The 16758-nt window shown below is 68.3% G+C and carries 18 protein-coding genes; 12 read left to right on the forward strand and 6 right to left on the reverse strand.

What is annotated here, in order from left to right:
- Positions 1–167: 167 nt before the first annotated feature.
- The 3 genes from ASE02_RS17780 to ASE02_RS17790 all read right to left on the reverse strand — a co-directional run bounded on the left by ASE02_RS17780 (position 168) and on the right by ASE02_RS17790 (position 5285).
- On the reverse strand, positions 168–1169 hold the full coding sequence (locus ASE02_RS17780; protein ID WP_056735879.1) for an AraC family transcriptional regulator: 1002 nt from the start codon (positions 1167–1169) through the stop codon (positions 168–170).
- Between the two features lie 199 nt (positions 1170–1368).
- Entirely contained in the window at positions 1369–2997 is a 1629-nt protein-coding gene (locus tag ASE02_RS17785) for an ABC-F family ATP-binding cassette domain-containing protein (RefSeq protein WP_056735880.1), read from the reverse strand.
- Between the two features lie 593 nt (positions 2998–3590).
- Complete coding sequence (locus ASE02_RS17790; protein WP_082602193.1) at positions 3591–5285, reverse strand: alpha/beta fold hydrolase; 1695 nt, start codon at positions 5283–5285, stop codon at positions 3591–3593.
- Between the two features lie 290 nt (positions 5286–5575).
- On the opposite strand from ASE02_RS17790, the gene ASE02_RS17795 reads away from it, so the two are divergent.
- The 5 genes from ASE02_RS17795 to ASE02_RS17815 all read left to right on the forward strand — a co-directional run bounded on the left by ASE02_RS17795 (position 5576) and on the right by ASE02_RS17815 (position 9475).
- On the forward strand, positions 5576–6541 hold the full coding sequence (locus tag ASE02_RS17795) for a zinc-binding alcohol dehydrogenase family protein (protein WP_056735882.1): 966 nt from the start codon (positions 5576–5578) through the stop codon (positions 6539–6541).
- Positions 6542–6664: 123 nt separating this feature from the next.
- Positions 6665–7498 (forward strand): alpha/beta fold hydrolase, encoded by an 834-nt coding sequence (locus tag ASE02_RS17800; protein ID WP_056735883.1) that lies wholly within the window; start codon positions 6665–6667, stop codon positions 7496–7498.
- Positions 7499–7521: 23 nt separating this feature from the next.
- A complete protein-coding gene (locus ASE02_RS17805) occupies positions 7522–8307 on the forward strand; it encodes an SDR family NAD(P)-dependent oxidoreductase (RefSeq protein ID WP_056735884.1) in 786 nt (261 codons plus the stop codon).
- Complete coding sequence (locus tag ASE02_RS17810; RefSeq protein ID WP_056735885.1) at positions 8304–8888, forward strand: histidine phosphatase family protein; 585 nt, start codon at positions 8304–8306, stop codon at positions 8886–8888. Before ASE02_RS17805 ends, ASE02_RS17810 begins: the two co-directional genes overlap by 4 nt.
- Entirely contained in the window at positions 8885–9475 is a 591-nt protein-coding gene (locus ASE02_RS17815) for a histidine phosphatase family protein (protein WP_056735888.1), read from the forward strand. The genes ASE02_RS17810 and ASE02_RS17815 overlap by 4 nt, the downstream gene beginning before the upstream one ends.
- Here the strand turns inward: ASE02_RS17815 and ASE02_RS22460 are convergent.
- Positions 9426–9647, reverse strand: a complete 222-nt coding sequence (locus ASE02_RS22460) for a hypothetical protein (RefSeq protein ID WP_156406111.1) — start codon at positions 9645–9647, stop codon at positions 9426–9428. The two genes, ASE02_RS17815 and ASE02_RS22460, sit on opposite strands and share 50 nt — an antisense overlap.
- A 115-nt stretch (positions 9648–9762) precedes the next feature.
- On the opposite strand from ASE02_RS22460, the gene ASE02_RS17820 reads away from it, so the two are divergent.
- From ASE02_RS17820 to ASE02_RS17835, 4 genes are all read left to right on the forward strand, one after another.
- A complete protein-coding gene (locus tag ASE02_RS17820; RefSeq protein WP_056735889.1) occupies positions 9763–10506 on the forward strand; it encodes a YebC/PmpR family DNA-binding transcriptional regulator in 744 nt (247 codons plus the stop codon).
- A 240-nt stretch (positions 10507–10746) separates the two neighbouring features.
- On the forward strand, positions 10747–11439 hold the full coding sequence (locus ASE02_RS17825; protein ID WP_056735891.1) for an MgtC/SapB family protein: 693 nt from the start codon (positions 10747–10749) through the stop codon (positions 11437–11439).
- A gap of 95 nt (positions 11440–11534) precedes the next feature.
- The gene (locus ASE02_RS17830) at positions 11535–12899 is read left to right on the forward strand and encodes an aminotransferase class V-fold PLP-dependent enzyme (RefSeq protein WP_056735892.1); all 1365 of its coding nucleotides are present in this window, start codon (positions 11535–11537) and stop codon (positions 12897–12899) included.
- Positions 12900–13060: 161 nt separating this feature from the next.
- Positions 13061–13672, forward strand: a complete 612-nt coding sequence (locus ASE02_RS17835; RefSeq protein ID WP_056735894.1) for a PEPxxWA-CTERM sorting domain-containing protein — start codon at positions 13061–13063, stop codon at positions 13670–13672.
- A 303-nt stretch (positions 13673–13975) separates the two neighbouring features.
- Here ASE02_RS17835 and ASE02_RS17840 read toward each other — a convergent pair whose 3' ends face one another.
- Complete coding sequence (locus ASE02_RS17840) at positions 13976–14404, reverse strand: PaaI family thioesterase (protein WP_056735896.1); 429 nt, start codon at positions 14402–14404, stop codon at positions 13976–13978.
- Positions 14405–14469: 65 nt separating this feature from the next.
- On the opposite strand from ASE02_RS17840, the gene ASE02_RS22575 reads away from it, so the two are divergent.
- The 3 genes from ASE02_RS22575 to ASE02_RS17855 are packed head-to-tail and all read left to right on the forward strand — an operon-like array spanning position 14470 to position 16429.
- Complete coding sequence (locus ASE02_RS22575; protein WP_056735898.1) at positions 14470–14949, forward strand: hypothetical protein; 480 nt, start codon at positions 14470–14472, stop codon at positions 14947–14949.
- Complete coding sequence (locus ASE02_RS22580) at positions 14946–15650, forward strand: type I pantothenate kinase (RefSeq protein WP_056735900.1); 705 nt, start codon at positions 14946–14948, stop codon at positions 15648–15650. Before ASE02_RS22575 ends, ASE02_RS22580 begins: the two co-directional genes overlap by 4 nt.
- Positions 15647–16429 carry a site-2 protease family protein gene (locus ASE02_RS17855; protein WP_056735902.1) on the forward strand — a complete coding sequence of 261 codons (783 nt, stop codon included), beginning with the start codon at positions 15647–15649 and terminating at the stop codon, positions 16427–16429. The genes ASE02_RS22580 and ASE02_RS17855 overlap by 4 nt, the downstream gene beginning before the upstream one ends.
- Positions 16430–16433: 4 nt before the next feature.
- Here the strand turns inward: ASE02_RS17855 and ASE02_RS17860 are convergent, their stop codons facing one another.
- On the reverse strand, positions 16434–16634 hold the full coding sequence (locus ASE02_RS17860; protein WP_056735903.1) for a hypothetical protein: 201 nt from the start codon (positions 16632–16634) through the stop codon (positions 16434–16436).
- Positions 16635–16758 lie beyond the last annotated feature (124 nt).

Genomic DNA, 16758 nt, shown 5'->3' on the forward strand with positions numbered 1-16758 from the left:
CCGGAACGAAGCGCCCCGCTACGCGCGCCCGAACGGCGTGCGCGAAGGAATCGCGTAAATTCGAGGCGGGACCATAGGCGGGTCGCGCGCGATGAAATGATCCGCCCAGCAGCATTTTCGATGCGAGATGCAATGAATGCGGCGATTACCGCGCGCAAAGACGCCCACTACCCGCGTCGGTAGTCCTTGGGCAGCGAATTGAACCGCCGCCGGAACGCCGCCGTGAAGTTCGTGGCGTGCTCGTAGCCCACTGTCTCGGCGATCTCCGAAATGGTCAAGCCGCCGCCGGCCAACAGCTCGCGCGCCAGGTCCATGCGCCGCGCCAGGCAGAAGTCGAAGATTGTGGTGCCGAACACTTCCTTGAAGCCCCGCTGCAGCTTGGTGCGGTTCAGCCCCACCCGCCGCGCCAGGGTGTCGATGGTCGGCGGCTCGGCGAACTCGGCGATCAGGATGTCCCGGGCCTCATAGAGGCTGTCGCGCTCGCTGCGGCGCAGGGCCGGCGCCAGCCGCTCGCCCTGCTCGCTGGTCTCCACCGAATCCACCAGCAGGCAGAGCATCTCCATGACCTTAGCCTCCAGGTACCGCTGGCGCAGGCTGCCCTGGAACGAGGCGTTGACGATGTCGCGCACCGCCGCCTGCATGCCGTGGGTCAGCCGCATGCCCAGGTGATGGAACCCTTGGCCGGGCCGGTCGATATCGCGCAGCGCGCGGGGCAGCTCGTCGGGCTCCATGCCCATCACCCGGGCCAGGTGGCCGGCGTGCAGGTGCAGGGTCAGCGAGGCCAGCCGCTCGCGGCCGTGGATATGGAGGTCGTAGTCGCCGCCGGCCGGCAGGGTCAGCACCGAGGCGTAGCCCTTTTCGACCCGCACCGCGTTGGGCCCCGCGTCATGCAGGCCGATGCCCCCGGCCGCCACGAACCGCAGCGAGACCAAGTCTTCCGGGGAACGGATCGGCAGGGTGTAGTGGTCGTTGTAGCTGCTGTCGGCCACGCAAACGAGCAGGTAGTCGTAGAGACGCATGACGTCCCAGTATCCCGCGCCGTCCTGCACCGGCAGGCGCGCGGAGGCCGCCGGCCCCGGACGCAACGCGCGCGGCCCGTCGTCGGCTTCGCCGGCGAACCCGCTGTAGATGTCCCGGACATCCGCGCGCGACGTCAGAAGATCGCCCATTCACACCCCAAGCCGAACCGCTGTCGGTTCGCGGCGGACGGTGTCGTACTGCAATCAAATTGTCACGAACCCGGCGCGCGCCAGCTTCGGATTTCGCCGCACCTGTCACCTGTAGGGCGCCCTCGCCACAATCGATGACCGCGCCATGCGCCGTCATCGACGCGCCAGAGCTCTTTTCGAGACGGCGCGCGGCAAGCCGTCACCCTCCCGGGTGCAGCCCCGGCGCTTCCTGACCCGTGCGGGCGACATATTCCGCATAACCGCCGCCGTACTGGTGGACTCCCTCCGGCGTCAGTTCGAGCACGCGGTTCGACAGAGCCCCCAGGAAGTGGCGGTCGTGCGAGACGAAGAGCATGGTGCCCTCAAAGTCCGCCAGGGCCGCGACCAGCATCTCCTTGGTCGCCATGTCGAGGTGGTTGGTCGGCTCGTCGAGCACCAGAAGGTTCGGCGGATCGAACAACATCTTGGCCATGACCAGGCGCGCTTTCTCGCCGCCGGACAGTACACGGCAGGGCTTTTCGACATCATCGCCGGAGAAGCCGAAGCACCCCGCCAGGGTGCGCAGCGCGCCCTGGCCCGCCTGCGGGAACGAGCCGTCCAGAGACTCGAAGATCGTCTCTTCGCCGTCCAACAGGTCCATGGAATGCTGCGCGAAATAGCCCATCCTGACGCTGGCGCCGATGTTGACCGTGCCCTGGTCTGGCGCGGTGGCGCCGGCCACCAGTTTCAACAGCGTCGATTTGCCGGCCCCGTTGGCGCCAAGGACGCACCAGCGTTCCTTGCGGCGCACCAGCAGATCGAGATCTGCATAGATCGGCTGGTCGCCGTAGCCCTTATGAACGTTGCGCAGGCTAATCACGTCGTCACCCGACCGCGGCGGGTTCCTGAACTCGAATTGGACCGTCTGGCGACGGCGCGGCGCCTCGACACGTTCGATCTTATCGAGCTTCTTCACCCGGCTCTGGACCTGCGCGGCGTGCGAGGCGCGCGCCTTGAACTTCTCGATGAACTTGATTTCCTTGGCCAGCATGGCCTGCTGGCGCTCGTATTGCGCCTGGCGTTGCTGCTCGCCGAGCGCGCGCTGCTGGTCGTAGAAGTCGAGATCGCCCGAATAGGTGACGAGGTCGCCGCCGTCGATCTCCACCACCTTGCCGATGATGCGGTTCATGAAGGCGCGGTCGTGCGAGGTCATCAACAGGGCGCCGCTGTAGGTCTTGAGGAAGGCCTCAAGCCAGATCAGGCTTTCCAGGTCGAGGTGGTTGCTGGGTTCGTCCAGCAGCATGCCGTCGGGGCGCATCAGCAGGATACGGGCCAGCGCCACGCGCATCTTCCAGCCGCCGGACAGCAGGCCGACATCGCCATCCATGCGTTCCTGGCTGAAGCTCAGGCCGGCCAGCACCTCGCGCGCGCGGGCTTCCAGCGCATAGCCGTCCAATTCCTGAAAGCGCTCCAGCACCTCGCCATAGCGCTCCATGACGGCGTCCAGTGCGTCGGCCTGGTCGGGATCGACCATCGCCGCCTCGAGCTTGGCCATTTCGGCGGCCAGCGCGCTGACGGGGCCAACGCCGTCCATCACCGCGGCGACAGCACTCTGGCCCGACATCTCGCCGACATCCTGGCTGAAATAGCCGATCGTCATGCCGGGATCGATCGCGACCAGCCCGTCGTCGGGCTGCTCTTGACCGGTGACCATGCGGAACAGCGTCGTCTTGCCGGCGCCGTTCGGGCCGACAAGCCCGACCTTTTCACCCTTCTGGATGCCCATCGAGGCTTCGATGAACAGGATCTGGTGGCCGTTCTGCTTGGAGATATTGTCGAGGCGGATCATGGGGCGGTCTGCTAGCTCGGGCAGACCGGGAACGCCAGCCTTAGAGCCATACCAATCCCGAGCGCGACGATTGGGCCCGGCGTGAGCGTCCGCCCCCCTTGGCCAACTCCCCCAGGACAACCAGGTCTGCTGCGCGGCAGAAGCTGACATTCGCTCTTGGCGGTTTGCATCTCGCGAAAAGTCACGGACGCGGTCCATCTAGGGCCGCGTCCGTCTCCTAGAAGTGGGCCTAAACTCCCCCGAGATCGACCCTGCGAGGCGGCCGAGCACCGCCCTGCCTCCTAGCAGCCCGGTGTCCCGCGCGGGGAAAGGCCATGCCGCAGGCCATAGCCTCCAGTAGGGGACGGACCCGCCACCCGTCGGGGTGGAGACGATGTGCGGCGGCGGGTCCTGGATCTCGCCGGCCAGGACGAAGCCGCCCTGATGGTCGCGATCGTTGCTCCAATGCAGTCGACATCGGCGAGCCCAGCCGAGGCTCGGTCCGTGGAAAGGGCCATGCGCATTGGGGTGACAGCCTCGCCGACGCCGCAGTTTCTACCGCCAGTGGAGCACGTCATGTGGCGCCGCCGCATGACGCAAATGCACTATGGCGATTACGCCGCGGCTTCTTTCAGGATGTCGTCCCAGTGCTTCAGCGCCAGGAAATGGCCGATGGCGGGCACCACGTGCACCGCCTGGGCCTTGTCGCCGAGGAAGGCCAGCAGGTGCGGCAGCGGCGCCAGCCGGTCCTGTTCCCCGTGCCAGACGGTCAGCGGCGTCCGCAGGTCGGCCAGGGCCATGTTGCGGCCGCGTCGAAAGGCGCGCACCTCGTCGGCCGGGCCGCGGCTGGAGCGCGCCAGCGCCTCGCCGATATAGGCGGCGATGAACGACACCGTCTCCGGGTGGCTCTCCAGATAGGCCATGTCGGCGGGGGAATGGGTGCTCGACCGACGCAGGATGCGCTCCACCATCACCGGCGAGAGCCGCAGGCGCAGGATGGCGAAGAAGGTCTCCAGGACCCAGGGATTGTCCTCCAACCGCCGACGGAACTGGGTCAGGACGTTGCGGCCCGTCTCCTCCAACGCCCGCGGCGGACGGCCGGAATAGATGTGGACATGCACCGCGCGCGAACCCAGCCGGATCGCGGTCTGGATCGCAGAGGGCGCGCCCGACAGCAGCGCCCCGATCCGCACCTGATCAAAGCCCAGCTGGTCGCATAGCTCGACCATGTCGCCCGCGACGCCGTCGAAACTGTAGTCCGGATGCGGGTCCGATTGCCCAAAGCCCGGCCGCTCGGCGCAGACGATGCGCAGGCCCAGCTTCCACGCCGTGCGCTCGGTGCCCGGCGGCAGCAGGCTGGACCCCAGCCCCTCGTGGAACGACAGCACCGCCCGCCCCTTGGGATCGCCATATTCGCGATAGGCCAGCCGGCGCCCGTCGCTGAGCACCACCTGACGGATCTTCGGCGCGTCGAGGATCCGCTGCGCCGGCTCGAAGACCGGATCGTGGCTGCTGATCAGGTTCGACAGCGACGACAGTTCGGTCAGCGCCCGCACCAGGTCGCTCTGCCGCTTCAGCCCCATCTTGTCGAACACCGCGCGCAGTTGATTGCGCACCGTATTGATGCTGACCGACAGGTCGTCGGCCGCCTCCTGCAGGGACCGTCCGTCCCGCAGCTTCTTGGCCAGCCGTACCTCGGCCGGGGTCAGGCCGAAGCTCTCGGTGACCGAGGTCCACAGCCTCCCGGTCTCCGCCACGGCGGGAAACACCAGGGCGTAGCCCTCGTCGCCGCCGGCCAGCTCGATCAAAGCGACGTCGGCGACGCCCGGCAGGGCCCGCGATGGGATCAGATAGGCGAACCTTGGCCCCTCCTCCCCGTCGCGTTCCAGCTTGAGAATGACCTGGCCGAACGGCTGGCCGCAGATCTGATGCAGCGCCCGGTTCAGGGCGTCGGTGTTGTCGGGATCGAGGAACAAAGGCGTGCGGCCGATCTCCAGCCGCCCAAGCCCCTCGCCCATCACGGCGTGAGCGGCGGCGTTGGCGGCGGTGATCTTGCCCCGCTCTGACAGCAGCACCCAGCCGATATGGCTCCGCGCCCGCCGCAGGGAGCCGGCCCCCTCGTCGTCGGAACGGCCGACCAGGCGGGCGATGTCCTCGCTGCGCGCCAGGTCGCGGATGATCTCCGGGGTCGGCTCCTCGAACGGGCCGCCTTCCTCCAGAACGTCGATCAGTTGCTCCCACGCCTCCGGGTCGGCGGCGACCTGGTACATGGTCTCAATGACCAGACTGGCGTCCTGGGGAGCAGGCATTGGCGGCGAGAGGTCCTGACGAATTAGGATTAACGACAGCGGCCGTGAGCGGAACTTCCCGTTCTGGGACACTGAGCTCTTACGAACCGGCGCGGTGCAAGGATGCGGCCCGCCTCGGTGTTTCCGATGAAAGCCGCCTGTGCAGGAAGCGGCCGACGCGCCTGGACTCAGGCCGCCAACCAGATGATCGGATGGGCGTCCACGCCGCGCAATGCGCTTTCCCTTGCCTCGCCCCCCAGGTCTTGGATAGCGTGGATCAAACAATTGTTTAATTCATTAGGAGCGAGCACATGAAGGCGGCGGTCTATTACGAGAACGGCGGCCCGGAAGTCCTGAAATACGAGGAAATCCCGGACCCGCAATGCCACCCCAAGGGCGTGATCATCAAGGTCGAGGCCATCGCCATCGAAGGCGGCGACACCTTGAACCGTTGGCGCGGCCCGCTGATGACCAACCCGCACGTGGTCGGCTACCAGGCCTCGGGCGAGATCATCGAGATCGGGTCGGAAGTCACCCATCTGAAGGTCGGCCAGAAGGTCGCCACCCTGAACAGCTGGGGCAGCCACGCCGCCCTGCGCGCCGTTCCCGCCCGCAACTGCTGGATCGTGCCGGACGGCTACGACATGAAGAAGGCCGCCGCCATTCCGGTGACCTTCGGCACCGCCCATGACTGCCTGTTCGAGTTCGGCCGCATGAAGGCCGGCGAGACCGTCCTGATCCAGGCCGGCGCGTCGGGCGTCGGCGTCGCCGCCATCCAGCTCGCCAAGCGCGCGGGCGCGGGCCTGATCCTGGCCACCGCCTCGTCCGACGAACGGCTGGAGCGCCTGAAGCCGCTGGGTCTCGACCACGGCATCAACTACAGCCGCGACGACGTGGTGACCGAAGCCAAGCGCCTGACCGACAACAAGGGCGTGGACGTGATCGTCGACTCCGTCGGCGGTCCGACCCTGCAGGGCTCGATCAACGCCCTGGCCTATCGCGGCCGTGTCTCGATGGTCGGCGCCGCCGGCCGTGAGCCGATGGTCGTGGATGTCGGCTCGATGATGGGCGGCAACCGCAGCCTGTCGGGCGTGTTCCTCGGCGCCGAGATCGGCACCGATCGGGTCCACAACAACATCCAGCAACTGATCGAAGACGCCGCCAAGGGCGAGCTGGAAGTGCTGGTCGACAAGGTCTTCTCCCTGTCCGACGCCGCCGCCGCCCACGCCTATATCGAAAGCCGCGCCGCCGTCGGCCGCGTGGTCCTGGTTCCGTAAGGACCAGCCGCCGACAAGATGCTCCCCCTCTGGGGGAGCTGTCACCAAAGGTGACTGAGGGGGACTTAAACTCCAAGGCCGCGGNACCTCCCCCCGCGGGGGGAGGATCTGAAGAGGACCGCCATGCCCAAAGCCCCGTCCGCAAACGCGCAGATCGAGTACGAAACCTTCGGCGCGCAGACCGCTCCGGCGGTGCTGCTGATCAGCGGCCTCGGCTCGCAGATGACCCGCTGGCCGCCCGCCTTTTGCGACCAGCTGGCCGCCCACGGCTTCCGCGTCATCCGCTTCGACAATCGCGACACCGGCCTCTCGACCTGGTTCAACGAGGGCGACAGCTACAGCCTCTCAGACATGGCCGCCGACGGCGTGGCGGTGCTGGACGCCGCCGGCGCGGCCAAGGCCCACGTGGCCGGCGTCTCCATGGGCGGGATGATCAGCCAGGCCATCGCCATCGAGCACCCTGATCGCGTGCTGTCGCTGACCTCGATCATGTCGGCCAGCGGCGCGCCCGGCACCATGAACCCGACCCCGGAGGCCGGCCTCGTCCTCTCCATCGCCCCGCCGGACCCGAAAGCCGACTACGAGGCCTTCCTCGCCCACGGCGTGAACAACTCGCTGACCATCGGCAGCCCAAGCTATCCCTGGCCGGAGGGCGCCCTACGCGAACGCGCCATCGCCGAACACGCCCGGGGCTTCAACCCCACCGGCTCGGCCCGCCAGATGGGCGCGATCCGCGTCGACGGCGACCGCACCGAGCGGCTCTCCAAGCTCAACGTCCCAACCGTCGTGCTGCACGGGGCCGACGACCCGCTGATCAAGCCGCTGGGCGGCGAGGCCACCGCCAAGGCCATTCCAGGCGCCGAGCTGCGCGTGATCCCCGGCATGGGTCACGATCTGCCGCCGGCCCTCTACGACATCGTCATCGACGCCATCCTGGCCGCCGCCGCGCGCGCCTGAAGCTTTAAAGAAGAGGAATTCCCATGGGACGTCTTTCCGGCAAGACCGCCGTCATCACCGGCGCCGGCTCGGGCATCGGCCGCGCCAGCTCGCTGCTGTTCGCCGCCGAGGGCGCGAGCCTCGTCATCGCCGACAAGATGGACACCGTGAACGAGACCGCCAAGCTGGTGGCGCAGGCCGGCGGCAAGGCCGTGGCCCTGACCGGCGACGCCGGCGAGGAAGCCTTTGTCGAGAGCCTGATCGGCCGCGCGGTCTCCGAATATGGCGGCCTCGACGTGGTCTGGGCCAACGCCGGCATCTCCGGCGGCTGGACCGCCTTCGATGAACAGGACGCCGCCTTCTGGGCCGAGATCCTGCGCGTCAATCTGATCGGCGCCTTCCTGGCTGTGAAGCACGCCTCGCGGATCATGATCCCCAAGGGCAAGGGCTCGATCATCTGCACCGCCTCGGTCGCCGGCATCCGCTCGGGCGCGGGCGGCTCGCCCTATTCGGCCTCCAAGGCCGGGGTCATCAACCTGGCCCAGACCTCGGCCAACGAGTTCTACGGCACCGGCGTGCGCGTCAACGCCATCTGCCCCGGCCTGATCGAAACCGGCATGACCCAGCCGATCTTCGACGGCGCTCGCGCCCGCGGCAACGAGGACAAGATCGGCCAGCTGAACCCGCTGCTGCGCGGCGGCGTGCCCATCGAGATCGCCAACGCCGCCCTGTTCCTGGCCTCGGACGAAAGCTCCTACGTCAACGGCCAGGCCATCGTGGTCGACGGCGGCCTGTCCTCGTCCCACCCGGTGGTGCGTCGCAAGCGATGATCTACCTGCTGCGCCACGGTCAGACGAACTACAACCACGAGGGCCGGATGCAGGGTCAGCTGGAGTCCCAGCTGACCGAGCTCGGCATGGCCCAGGCCCAGGCCATGGCGGACCTGCTGAAAGAGCAGATCGACGACGTCGCCGGCTGGCGGCTGCTGGCCAGCCCGCTCAAGCGGACCCGTCAGTCGGCCGCCATCGTCGGCGCGACGCTGGGCCTCGAGGTCGAGATCGAGCCGGCCCTGATCGAGGTCGGCTGCGGCGCCTGGGAGAACCGGCTCTACGCCGACCTCGCCAAGGAACACCCGGACGCCTTCGCCGGCCGCGACTGGTTCTTCCGCGCTCCTGAGGGCGAGCGGTTCGAGGATGTCGACGGCCGGGTCCGCCCCTGGTTGGCGGCCCAAGCGCCAGAGCCGCGCAAGCTGATCGCGGTGGCTCACGGCGTCTCCGGCAGCCTGTTGCGCGGCGCCTATCTGGGGCTTTCGCGCGAGGAGACCTTGGCCCAGGATATGCCCCAGGACGCGATCTTCCAGCTGGCGGAGGGGGCGGTCCACCGGCTCTCCTGCGCAAAGGTCGCGGCATGATCTATCTCGTCCGGCACGGCGAAACCGAGTTCAACGCCGAGCGCCGGATGCAGGGCCACCTGGATTCCGCCCTGACCGCGACCGGCAAGGCCCAGGCCCAGGCGATCGCCCGTCTGTTGGTCGGCCAGATCGGCGGCGACAGCGGCTGGCGCATCGTCGCCAGTCCGCTCGGCCGCGCCCAGCACACCGCCCAGATCATCGGCGAGGCCCTGGCCCTGCCCGTCGAGACCGACCGGCGGGTGATCGAGGTCTCGTTCGGCCAGTGGGACGGCCGCCTACGCGACGAGCTGTCCGCCGAGTTTCCAGACACCTTCGGCCGCGGCGACTGGCAGTTCGCCGCCCCAGGCGGCGAGAGCTACGAGTCCGTCGAGGGCCGGGTCGCGGGTTGGCTGGCCGACCTGCCGCCGGAACCGCAGCGCAAGATCATCGTCGTCTGCCACGGCGGCTCGGGCCGCGTGGTGCGCGGCGCCTATCTGGGCCTGCCGCGCGCGCAAACCTGGGCTCAGCCCGTGCCGCAGGACGCGATCTACCGCCTGGCTAATGGAGCAATCGAGAGATTCGATTGCGAACTGTCGGCGCAGTCGTAAACCGACCCGACAGCGCCACCAGCCCGAAGGCCGCCACCGCGCCGAGCAGGAAAGCGCCCGCCACCACGGTCGAGAGCGCCGCGGCTCCCACGTTCAGAGGCGGACGATCCATCCAACGCACCACCGCGGCGTCCGGCTCCTCGCCCAGGATGTCTTCGAAGTAGTCGCTCATGACCTTGGCTCCGTTGTGCGCTGGGCTAACCCATGCGACCGCTCAAGGTTCCGGCCGACTGGCGCTCGGGCGCGGGCAAGGTTAGAAGCCGAACACTGAACGTTCAGAGAGACCCATGGCCGGACATTCCAAGTTCAAGAACATCATGCACCGCAAAGGCCGCGCCGACGCGGTCAGGTCCAAGCTGTTCTCCAAACTGTCGCGCGAGATCACTGTAGCCGCCAAGGCGGGCCTGCCCGATCCCACCATGAACGCGCGCCTGCGCTTGGCCGTGGCCAACGCCAAGGCCGAGTCCATGCCCAAGGACAATATCGACCGCGCCATCAAGAAGGGCGCCGGCGGCGACGGCGAAAGCTATGACGAGGTCCGCTACGAGGGCTTTGGTCCCGGCGGCGTGGCCATCATCGTCGAAGGCCTGACCGACAACCGCAATCGCGCAGCGGCCAATATCCGCACGATCTTCTCCAAGAACGGCGGCAACCTCGGCGCCACCGGCTCGGTGTCGTTCCAGTTCGATCGCCTGGGCGAGATCACCTACCCGGCCAAGGTCGGTTCGGAAGACAAGGTCATGGAAGCGGCCATCGAGGCCGGCGCCCAGGACGTGGAATCCGACGAGGACAGCCACACCATCTACACCGCCTATGAGGACTTCGCCGAAGTCGCCTCGGCGCTGGAAGGCGTGCTCGGCGAGGCCAAGTCCACCAAGATCATCTGGCGCGCCAAGAACCTGACCCCGATCAGCGGCGATCCCGTCGCCACCCTGATGAAGCTGGTCGACGCCCTCGAAGACGACGACGACGTCCAGAGCGTCTACGGCGACTACGACATCTCCGACGAAGACATGGAAAAGTTCGGCTAGGACCGGACCACCTCCGGCGGCCTCGCTGCGCTCGCCCTCACCTGTCCTTCGGACATCCTCTCCCGCAAGCGGGAGAAGAACGACTCCCTCTTCCTCGGGGAGAGGGTTGGGGTGAGGGCGAGCGAAGCGAGGGCGGCGAGGCCTGCGGCAGGATCTTCACCGACCCGACTTGGGTCGGCGCGCTGACCTGCCCCACGAAGCTTAACCGCAACTCGCGCGTTACGCCCCCAGGAGGAGCCCATGGACTGGTGGCGGCCGGAATACGCATTCCCGATCCTCGGCGCCGTCGTCGCCGGCGCCTTGATCGGCTTCGACCGCGAGTACCGAGGCCGCGCGGCGGGCCTGCGCACCCACATCCTAGTCAGCCTGACCTCGGCCCTGCTGATGCTGGCGGCGGTCCATCAAGTCCGCTGGATGACGGACACCCCCCATGACGTGATCCGCATCGATCCGGTGCGGATGGCCCACGGCGTCCTGACCGGGATCGGCTTTCTCTGCGGCGGGGTGATCTTCCGCGAGGGCTTCTCGGTGCGGGGCCTGACCACGGCGGCCTCGCTGTGGATCACCGCGGCGCTGGGCGTCCTCTACGGGATCGGCTTCTACGGGGTGGCGATCAGCGGCACGGTCGTGACCTTGATCGTGCTCTCGGGCCTGCGGTTTCTCGACGGGCGGTTGCCGCAGCTGCATCACCTCGACGTCGCCGTTCGCTACCGTGGCAGGGACTTGGTGTCGGAGGATGAGTTCCGCGCACTGTTCGCGGAGTTCAAGCTGAAGCCCGACGTCGTGTCCCACCGACTGCTGGCCGCCGAGGACGTCGTCGAACTGGCCGCGACCTTCAGCGGCGTGGGCCGCGCGCCGAGCCAGGCCATCGCCGCCAGGCTGCTGGCCGACGCCCGCGTCGCGGCCTTCGACCTCGCCCCTCGGCACGAATAGAGCCGCCTTCGTCGCAAAGCCCTCGTCCCGCCGACGAAACCCGATGAACAAGCTCCGCATTGTGTTGAGCGGGGCTGTGGATTGGAGGGCTTCCCATGCGGGCTGAAGAACCAGCCGACGCGCCGAAACTGAGCCGGCGCCACCTCCTGGCGCTCGGCCTCGCCGCCGCACCCGCCGTCGCCATGGCCCAGGAGCTGGAGCAGGACGATCAGCCGGACGCCGCGCAGGTCGCACCGCAGCCGCCGCCCACGCCGGACACCAAGCCGCCGGACTGGAACCGGCTGCGCGGCCAATGGGACCTGGACTGGGGCGAGGTCGACCTTTCGGCCATGCTGTTCGCCTCCAATCCGAGGCCGGTGCGCGAGGCGATCACCCGCCACCGCCAGGCGCTGGACCGCAATCCGATCACCTATCTGGAGCACAACAACAAGCGGCTGCAGAACGCCGCCCGCGCCGCCGCCGGCGCCTATTTCGGCGTCCCCCTCGAGCAGGTGGCGCTGTGCGACAGCACCACCTCCGGCGTGGGCCTGATCTATGCCGGGCTGGGCCTGCGCTATGGCCAGGAGGCCCTGACCACCGTCCACGACTACTACGTCACCCACGAATCCCTGCGGCTGGCGGCGCGGCGAACCGGCGCCACCGTTCGCAAGATCACCCTGCACGACGGCGCCGAGAGCGCCTCGACGCCGGAAATGGTGCGCCGGATCCTGGCCGGGATCACCCCGGCGACGCGGGTCCTGGCCCTGACCTGGGTGCACTCCTCCACCGGGCTGAAGCTGCCGATCCGGGCCATCGCCGACGCCCTGAAGCCGATCAACGCCCAGCGCCAGCCGCCTGACCAGATCCTGTTCTGCGTCGACGGCGTGCACGGCTTCGGGGTCGAGAACACCACCCTGCCGGAGCTCGGCTGCGACGTCCTGATCGCCGGCTGCCACAAGTGGCTGTTCGGCCCGCGCGGAACCGGGGTGATCTTCTTCAGCCCCCAGGCCCTGGCCCGGCTATCACCGATCATCCCGAGCTTCCTGGCGCCCGACGCCTATTCGGCCTGGATCGGTGGCTACGATCCGGGCCCCACCACCGCCGCGCGGATGACGCCCGGCGGGTTCAAGGCCTTCGAGCAGGTCTGGTCGCTGAGCGAGGCCTTCGGCTTCCACCAGATGGTGGGCAAGACCCATGTCGCGAGCCGCACCCACGAACTGGCCAGCTTGCTGAAGACCGGCCTGGCCGCCATGCCCCATGTGCGGGTGCGGACCCCGATGAGCCCGGAGATGTCGGCCGGGATCGTCAGTTTCGACGTCGCCGGCCAGTCGTCGCGCGACACCGTCTCGCACCTGCGCCGCTGGCGGATCATCGGCTCGGCCGCCCCCTACGCCCAGCCGCACACGCGGCTGACCCCCAGCATCCGCAACACGCCCGAGGACGTCGCCTTCGCCCTGCAGGCGATCGCCGCCATGGGCTGAACTTCCGCAATTCCCTCCTAAGGCGAATAACGCGCCAGATCACCCGCGCTCCGAGTGAATTAACTTGGCCTTAAGCATAAGCTATGGGCCAAGTCGCCACGTTCAGAAGGGTGGCGTCGCTGCGTCCTACGCGCGCCGCCGGGCAAGATGAGGGAGCTGACATGAAAGCGATTTTGGGGGCTCTGGCCCTGGGCATGGCGGTTCTGGCCGGTCCGGCCTGCGCCGACGTCATCACGTTCGACGACCGTGGCCCCGAAGTGCAGTCCTTGACCTCCTACGAGGGCTTCGACTGGAACAACATGAGCACCTTCAGCAACAGCACCTGGGGCAATCCGTACAACGGCTACGGCAACGGCACCGTCTCCCAGAAGAACATCGCCTTCAACGACCACGGCGACGTCACCGGCTCGATGTCGCTGGCCAGCGGAACCTTCACCTTCGAGAGCGCCTATTTCACGGCCGCCTGGCTGAAGGGCCTGAAGCTGACCATCGTCGGCCTCAACGACGGCGTGCAGAAATACACCAAGACCCTGACCCTCACGAACAAGAAGCCGCTGCTGTTCGAGGCCAACTGGGCCGGCATCGATAAGCTGACCTTCACCACCTACATCGACGAGTGCACCGACAAGGGCCGTCAGTTCGTGATGGACAACTTCAAGTTCGCCTCGGGCGTGCCCGAGCCCGACACCTGGGCCCTGATGATCGCCGGCTTCGGCGGCGTCGGCCTGATGGTCCGCGCCAACCGCCGCCGCGAACTCGCCGCCGCGGCCTAGTCAGCCGAACGGCTGACTGAAGGGGAACTTCGGCTCCCGCCGCAGGCCCCCTCCGTCGCGCTACGCGCGCCACCTCCCCCAGCGGGGGAGGATCTAGTTTCATCGACACGCCATCAGATGCTCCCCCTCTGGGGGAGCTCCCGGCCTCTTCGGCCGTGTGAGGGGGACTTTGACTCCTATGGCAGGAGCCACGGTGCCCGCCCTTCGGGTGAGGGGAACGACCCCTGCAACATCAATCGCCGCCGGCCTTCGAGCGCCGCTGCGCGTCGCCCCCTCACCTAGCCTCTCCCGAGGGAGAGGAAGTTACCTCGGATAGAGGATGATCTGCGTGCACCGGAACGCGGCCATCAGCTTGCCCGTGGCCGCGTCCTCGATTCTCGCGTCCCAGACCTGGGTGGTGCGGCCGCCATGCAGCAGGGTGGCGGTGCAGAGCGCCTCGCCCTCGCGCAGGGTGCCGACGAAGTTGGCCTTCACCTCGGCGGTGGTGAAGCCGTTCGCCCCCTCCGGCCAGGAGGTCGAGACCCCGTAGGCGCAGAGGATGTCGGCCACCGACAGCACCGCCCCGGCCAGCAGATAGCCGGTGTGGGCCACCAGGTCCTGGCGCACCTTCAACCGCCCAACCACCTTGCCGTCCGCCACCTCGGTGATGACCAGGCCCAGATGCCCGGGCAGCTTGCCCTCGTTGGCCTGGTTCAGCTTTTCGACGCTGGTGTGATTGGTGGTGGCGGCCATGTTCCTGTCCCCTATTTTGCGCGGATCATGCCGCGATTTCCGCAAAGTGCTACAGCCAAGCTGACATGAGCAAAACCACCCGCATCTGGACCCAGTCCAGCTATCACCCCGCCTTCAAGTGCGGCGGCTGGGCCTATGTGCGCGACGACGCGTCCGGGGTTTCGGGCCAGGCCGGCGGCGATCGCTACACCACCCCGGTCCGCATGGCCCTCACCGGCCTGATCACGGCGCTGAAGGAAGCCCCCAAGGGCGCGGTCGCCATCCACACCGACAACGCCGAGGTGGTTCGGGTCGGCGCCATGCTGGCCAAGGGCCTGCAGCCGCAAGGCGACGAGGCGCCGGAAGACGACCTCGACCTCTGGGCGCAACTGGCCGCCGCCCTGCCCGGCCGCCCGGCGACCTTCGCCCGCTCCGGCCCCGATCCGAAGACCCCGAACGCCTTCGCCGGCGCCTGGGCCGACCTCGCCCGCGACAAGGCCAACGCCAAGGGCGTCTTCTCCTCGGCGATCCCCAAGCCCAACCTGGCCAAGGTCGCCGGGCTGTGAACGTCGCCGGCGTCGCCGCCGCCATTGCGCCCCTGCGCCCGGCGCGCGCGCCGTTCATCATCGGCGTCACCGGCTCGGTCGCGGTCGGCAAGAGCACCTTCGCCCGCGAGCTCCAGGGCCAGTTTGGCGGCGCCGAGCTGGTCTGCACCGACGGCTTCCTGCACACCAACGCCCAGCTCGAGGCGCTCGGTCTGCTGTCGGTCAAGGGTGTGCCGGCCAGCTACGATCACGCCGCCCTGGCCGCGGCGCTCACCGCCATCCGCACCGGCCCCGCCGACTTCCCGGCCTATTCCCACGTCACCTACGACATCGACCCGGCCCTGACCCGCAAGCTCGCCCCGCCCCCGGTGCTGATCATCGAGGGCCTGACCCTGCGCGATCCCGCCACCGGCCCGGCCAGCCTGCTCGACGCCCTGATCTATCTGGAGGCCGATGAAGCCGACCTGGAGCGCTGGTACGTCGCCCGTTTCCTGGAGCTGTGGGAGGCGGCCGAACATGATCCGACCTCGTTCTACGCCCGCTTCCGCGGCCTCGACCGCACCCAGACGGAGGGCCTGGCCCAGGTGGTCTGGCGCAACGTCAACCTGAAGAACCTGCACGACCACATCGCCTTCGCCCGCCCCCGCGCCGACCTGATCGTGCGCAAGGGCGCGAACCACGCCATCGTCGCCATCACGCCCAACACGCCGGAGCCGACTTGACCAACCTCCCCGCGACCGACGCTGGCCAGCCGCCGATCAGCCCCAACGCCTACATCCTGCTGGCCGCCTGGATCGCCAGCGGCGCCGGCCTGGTCATGGTCCCGCAGGCCGCCGGCGTCCTCACCTTCGTCTTCGTGATTCTGGGCTGGGTGCTGGCCGTGGTCGCCCACGAGTTCGGCCACGCCCTGGTGGCCCACCATGCCGGCGACCCGACCATCGCCGAGAAGGGCTATCTCAACCTCGACCCGCTGAAATACGCCGACCTCGGCGTCTCCCTGGTCATCCCGGTGATCGCCGTGGTGCTGGGCGGCATCGGTTTTCCGGGCGGCGCGGTCTATCTGCGCGAAGACCTGATGCGCAACCGCACCTGGCGCTCGGCCGCCAGCCTGGCCGGCCCGCTTGGCACCTTCGTCGTGCTGTTGCTGCTCAGCCTCGCCATCGGCTTGGCGCTCCCACGCCTGGCCGGCGGCATGGACAGCCCGCTAATCCCGGCGCTGGCCTTCCTGGCCTTCCTCCAGGCCACCGCCCTGATCCTCAACCTGCTGCCGGTGCCCGGCCTCGACGGTTACGGGATCATCCGCCCATGGCTGCCCCGCCAGGTGCGCCAAGCGACCGCCAAGTACGAAGGCCTGGCGATGATGGCCCTGCTGGCGCTGCTGTTCTTCGTGCCCCCCGCCGCCAACCTGTTCTTCGGCATAGCCTTCCTGGTCGCCCACGCGGTCGGCGTGCCGCTGGAAGCGGTCCAGGCCGGCTACAAAGCCTTCAGGTTCTGGAGCTGAGGCGCTACCCCCGCGCCACCTGCGCCCGAGGCTCCAGCGGCCCGGCGAAGGTGCTCAGGTGCCGCGCGCCCTGCCACAGCTCCGCGCCATAGGCGTGCACGTGCCGCGAGGCCTGCTCCAGGGCCACGACATCGGATGGGCAGCTCCACTCCTCCACATCGGCGAACCGGCCGACGGAATCGAGCAGATAGAGTCGGTAATCCATGATGCGTCCTCCTTGCCCCGAACGAACCCCCGCAGCCCCGGGCAGGTTCCCAGGCGCAAAGATGCTCCCCCGCTGGGGGAGCTGTCAGCGAAGCTGACTGAGGGGGACTTTACTCCGGCCCCAA

Source organism: Phenylobacterium sp. Root700 (assembly GCF_001429025.1).
GTDB lineage: Bacteria > Pseudomonadota > Alphaproteobacteria > Caulobacterales > Caulobacteraceae > Phenylobacterium.

Coding starts and splice junctions, on each gene's coding strand:
- ASE02_RS17835 (WP_056735894.1), top strand. CDS start 13,061: ATGAAAGCGATTTTGGGGGCTCTGGCCCTGGGCATGGCGGTTCTGGCC.
- ASE02_RS17830 (WP_056735892.1), top strand. CDS start 11,535: ATGCGGGCTGAAGAACCAGCCGACGCGCCGAAACTGAGCCGGCGCCAC.
- ASE02_RS17860 (WP_056735903.1), bottom strand. CDS start 16,634: ATGGATTACCGACTCTATCTGCTCGATTCCGTCGGCCGGTTCGCCGAT.
- ASE02_RS17785 (WP_056735880.1), bottom strand. CDS start 2,997: ATGATCCGCCTCGACAATATCTCCAAGCAGAACGGCCACCAGATCCTG.
- ASE02_RS17790 (WP_082602193.1), bottom strand. CDS start 5,285: ATGCCTGCTCCCCAGGACGCCAGTCTGGTCATTGAGACCATGTACCAG.
- ASE02_RS17780 (WP_056735879.1), bottom strand. CDS start 1,169: ATGGGCGATCTTCTGACGTCGCGCGCGGATGTCCGGGACATCTACAGC.
- ASE02_RS22460 (WP_156406111.1), bottom strand. CDS start 9,647: ATGAGCGACTACTTCGAAGACATCCTGGGCGAGGAGCCGGACGCCGCG.
- ASE02_RS17810 (WP_056735885.1), top strand. CDS start 8,304: ATGATCTACCTGCTGCGCCACGGTCAGACGAACTACAACCACGAGGGC.
- ASE02_RS22575 (WP_056735898.1), top strand. CDS start 14,470: ATGAGCAAAACCACCCGCATCTGGACCCAGTCCAGCTATCACCCCGCC.
- ASE02_RS17820 (WP_056735889.1), top strand. CDS start 9,763: ATGGCCGGACATTCCAAGTTCAAGAACATCATGCACCGCAAAGGCCGC.
- ASE02_RS17825 (WP_056735891.1), top strand. CDS start 10,747: ATGGACTGGTGGCGGCCGGAATACGCATTCCCGATCCTCGGCGCCGTC.
- ASE02_RS17800 (WP_056735883.1), top strand. CDS start 6,665: ATGCCCAAAGCCCCGTCCGCAAACGCGCAGATCGAGTACGAAACCTTC.
- ASE02_RS17815 (WP_056735888.1), top strand. CDS start 8,885: ATGATCTATCTCGTCCGGCACGGCGAAACCGAGTTCAACGCCGAGCGC.
- ASE02_RS17805 (WP_056735884.1), top strand. CDS start 7,522: ATGGGACGTCTTTCCGGCAAGACCGCCGTCATCACCGGCGCCGGCTCG.
- ASE02_RS17840 (WP_056735896.1), bottom strand. CDS start 14,404: ATGGCCGCCACCACCAATCACACCAGCGTCGAAAAGCTGAACCAGGCC.
- ASE02_RS17795 (WP_056735882.1), top strand. CDS start 5,576: ATGAAGGCGGCGGTCTATTACGAGAACGGCGGCCCGGAAGTCCTGAAA.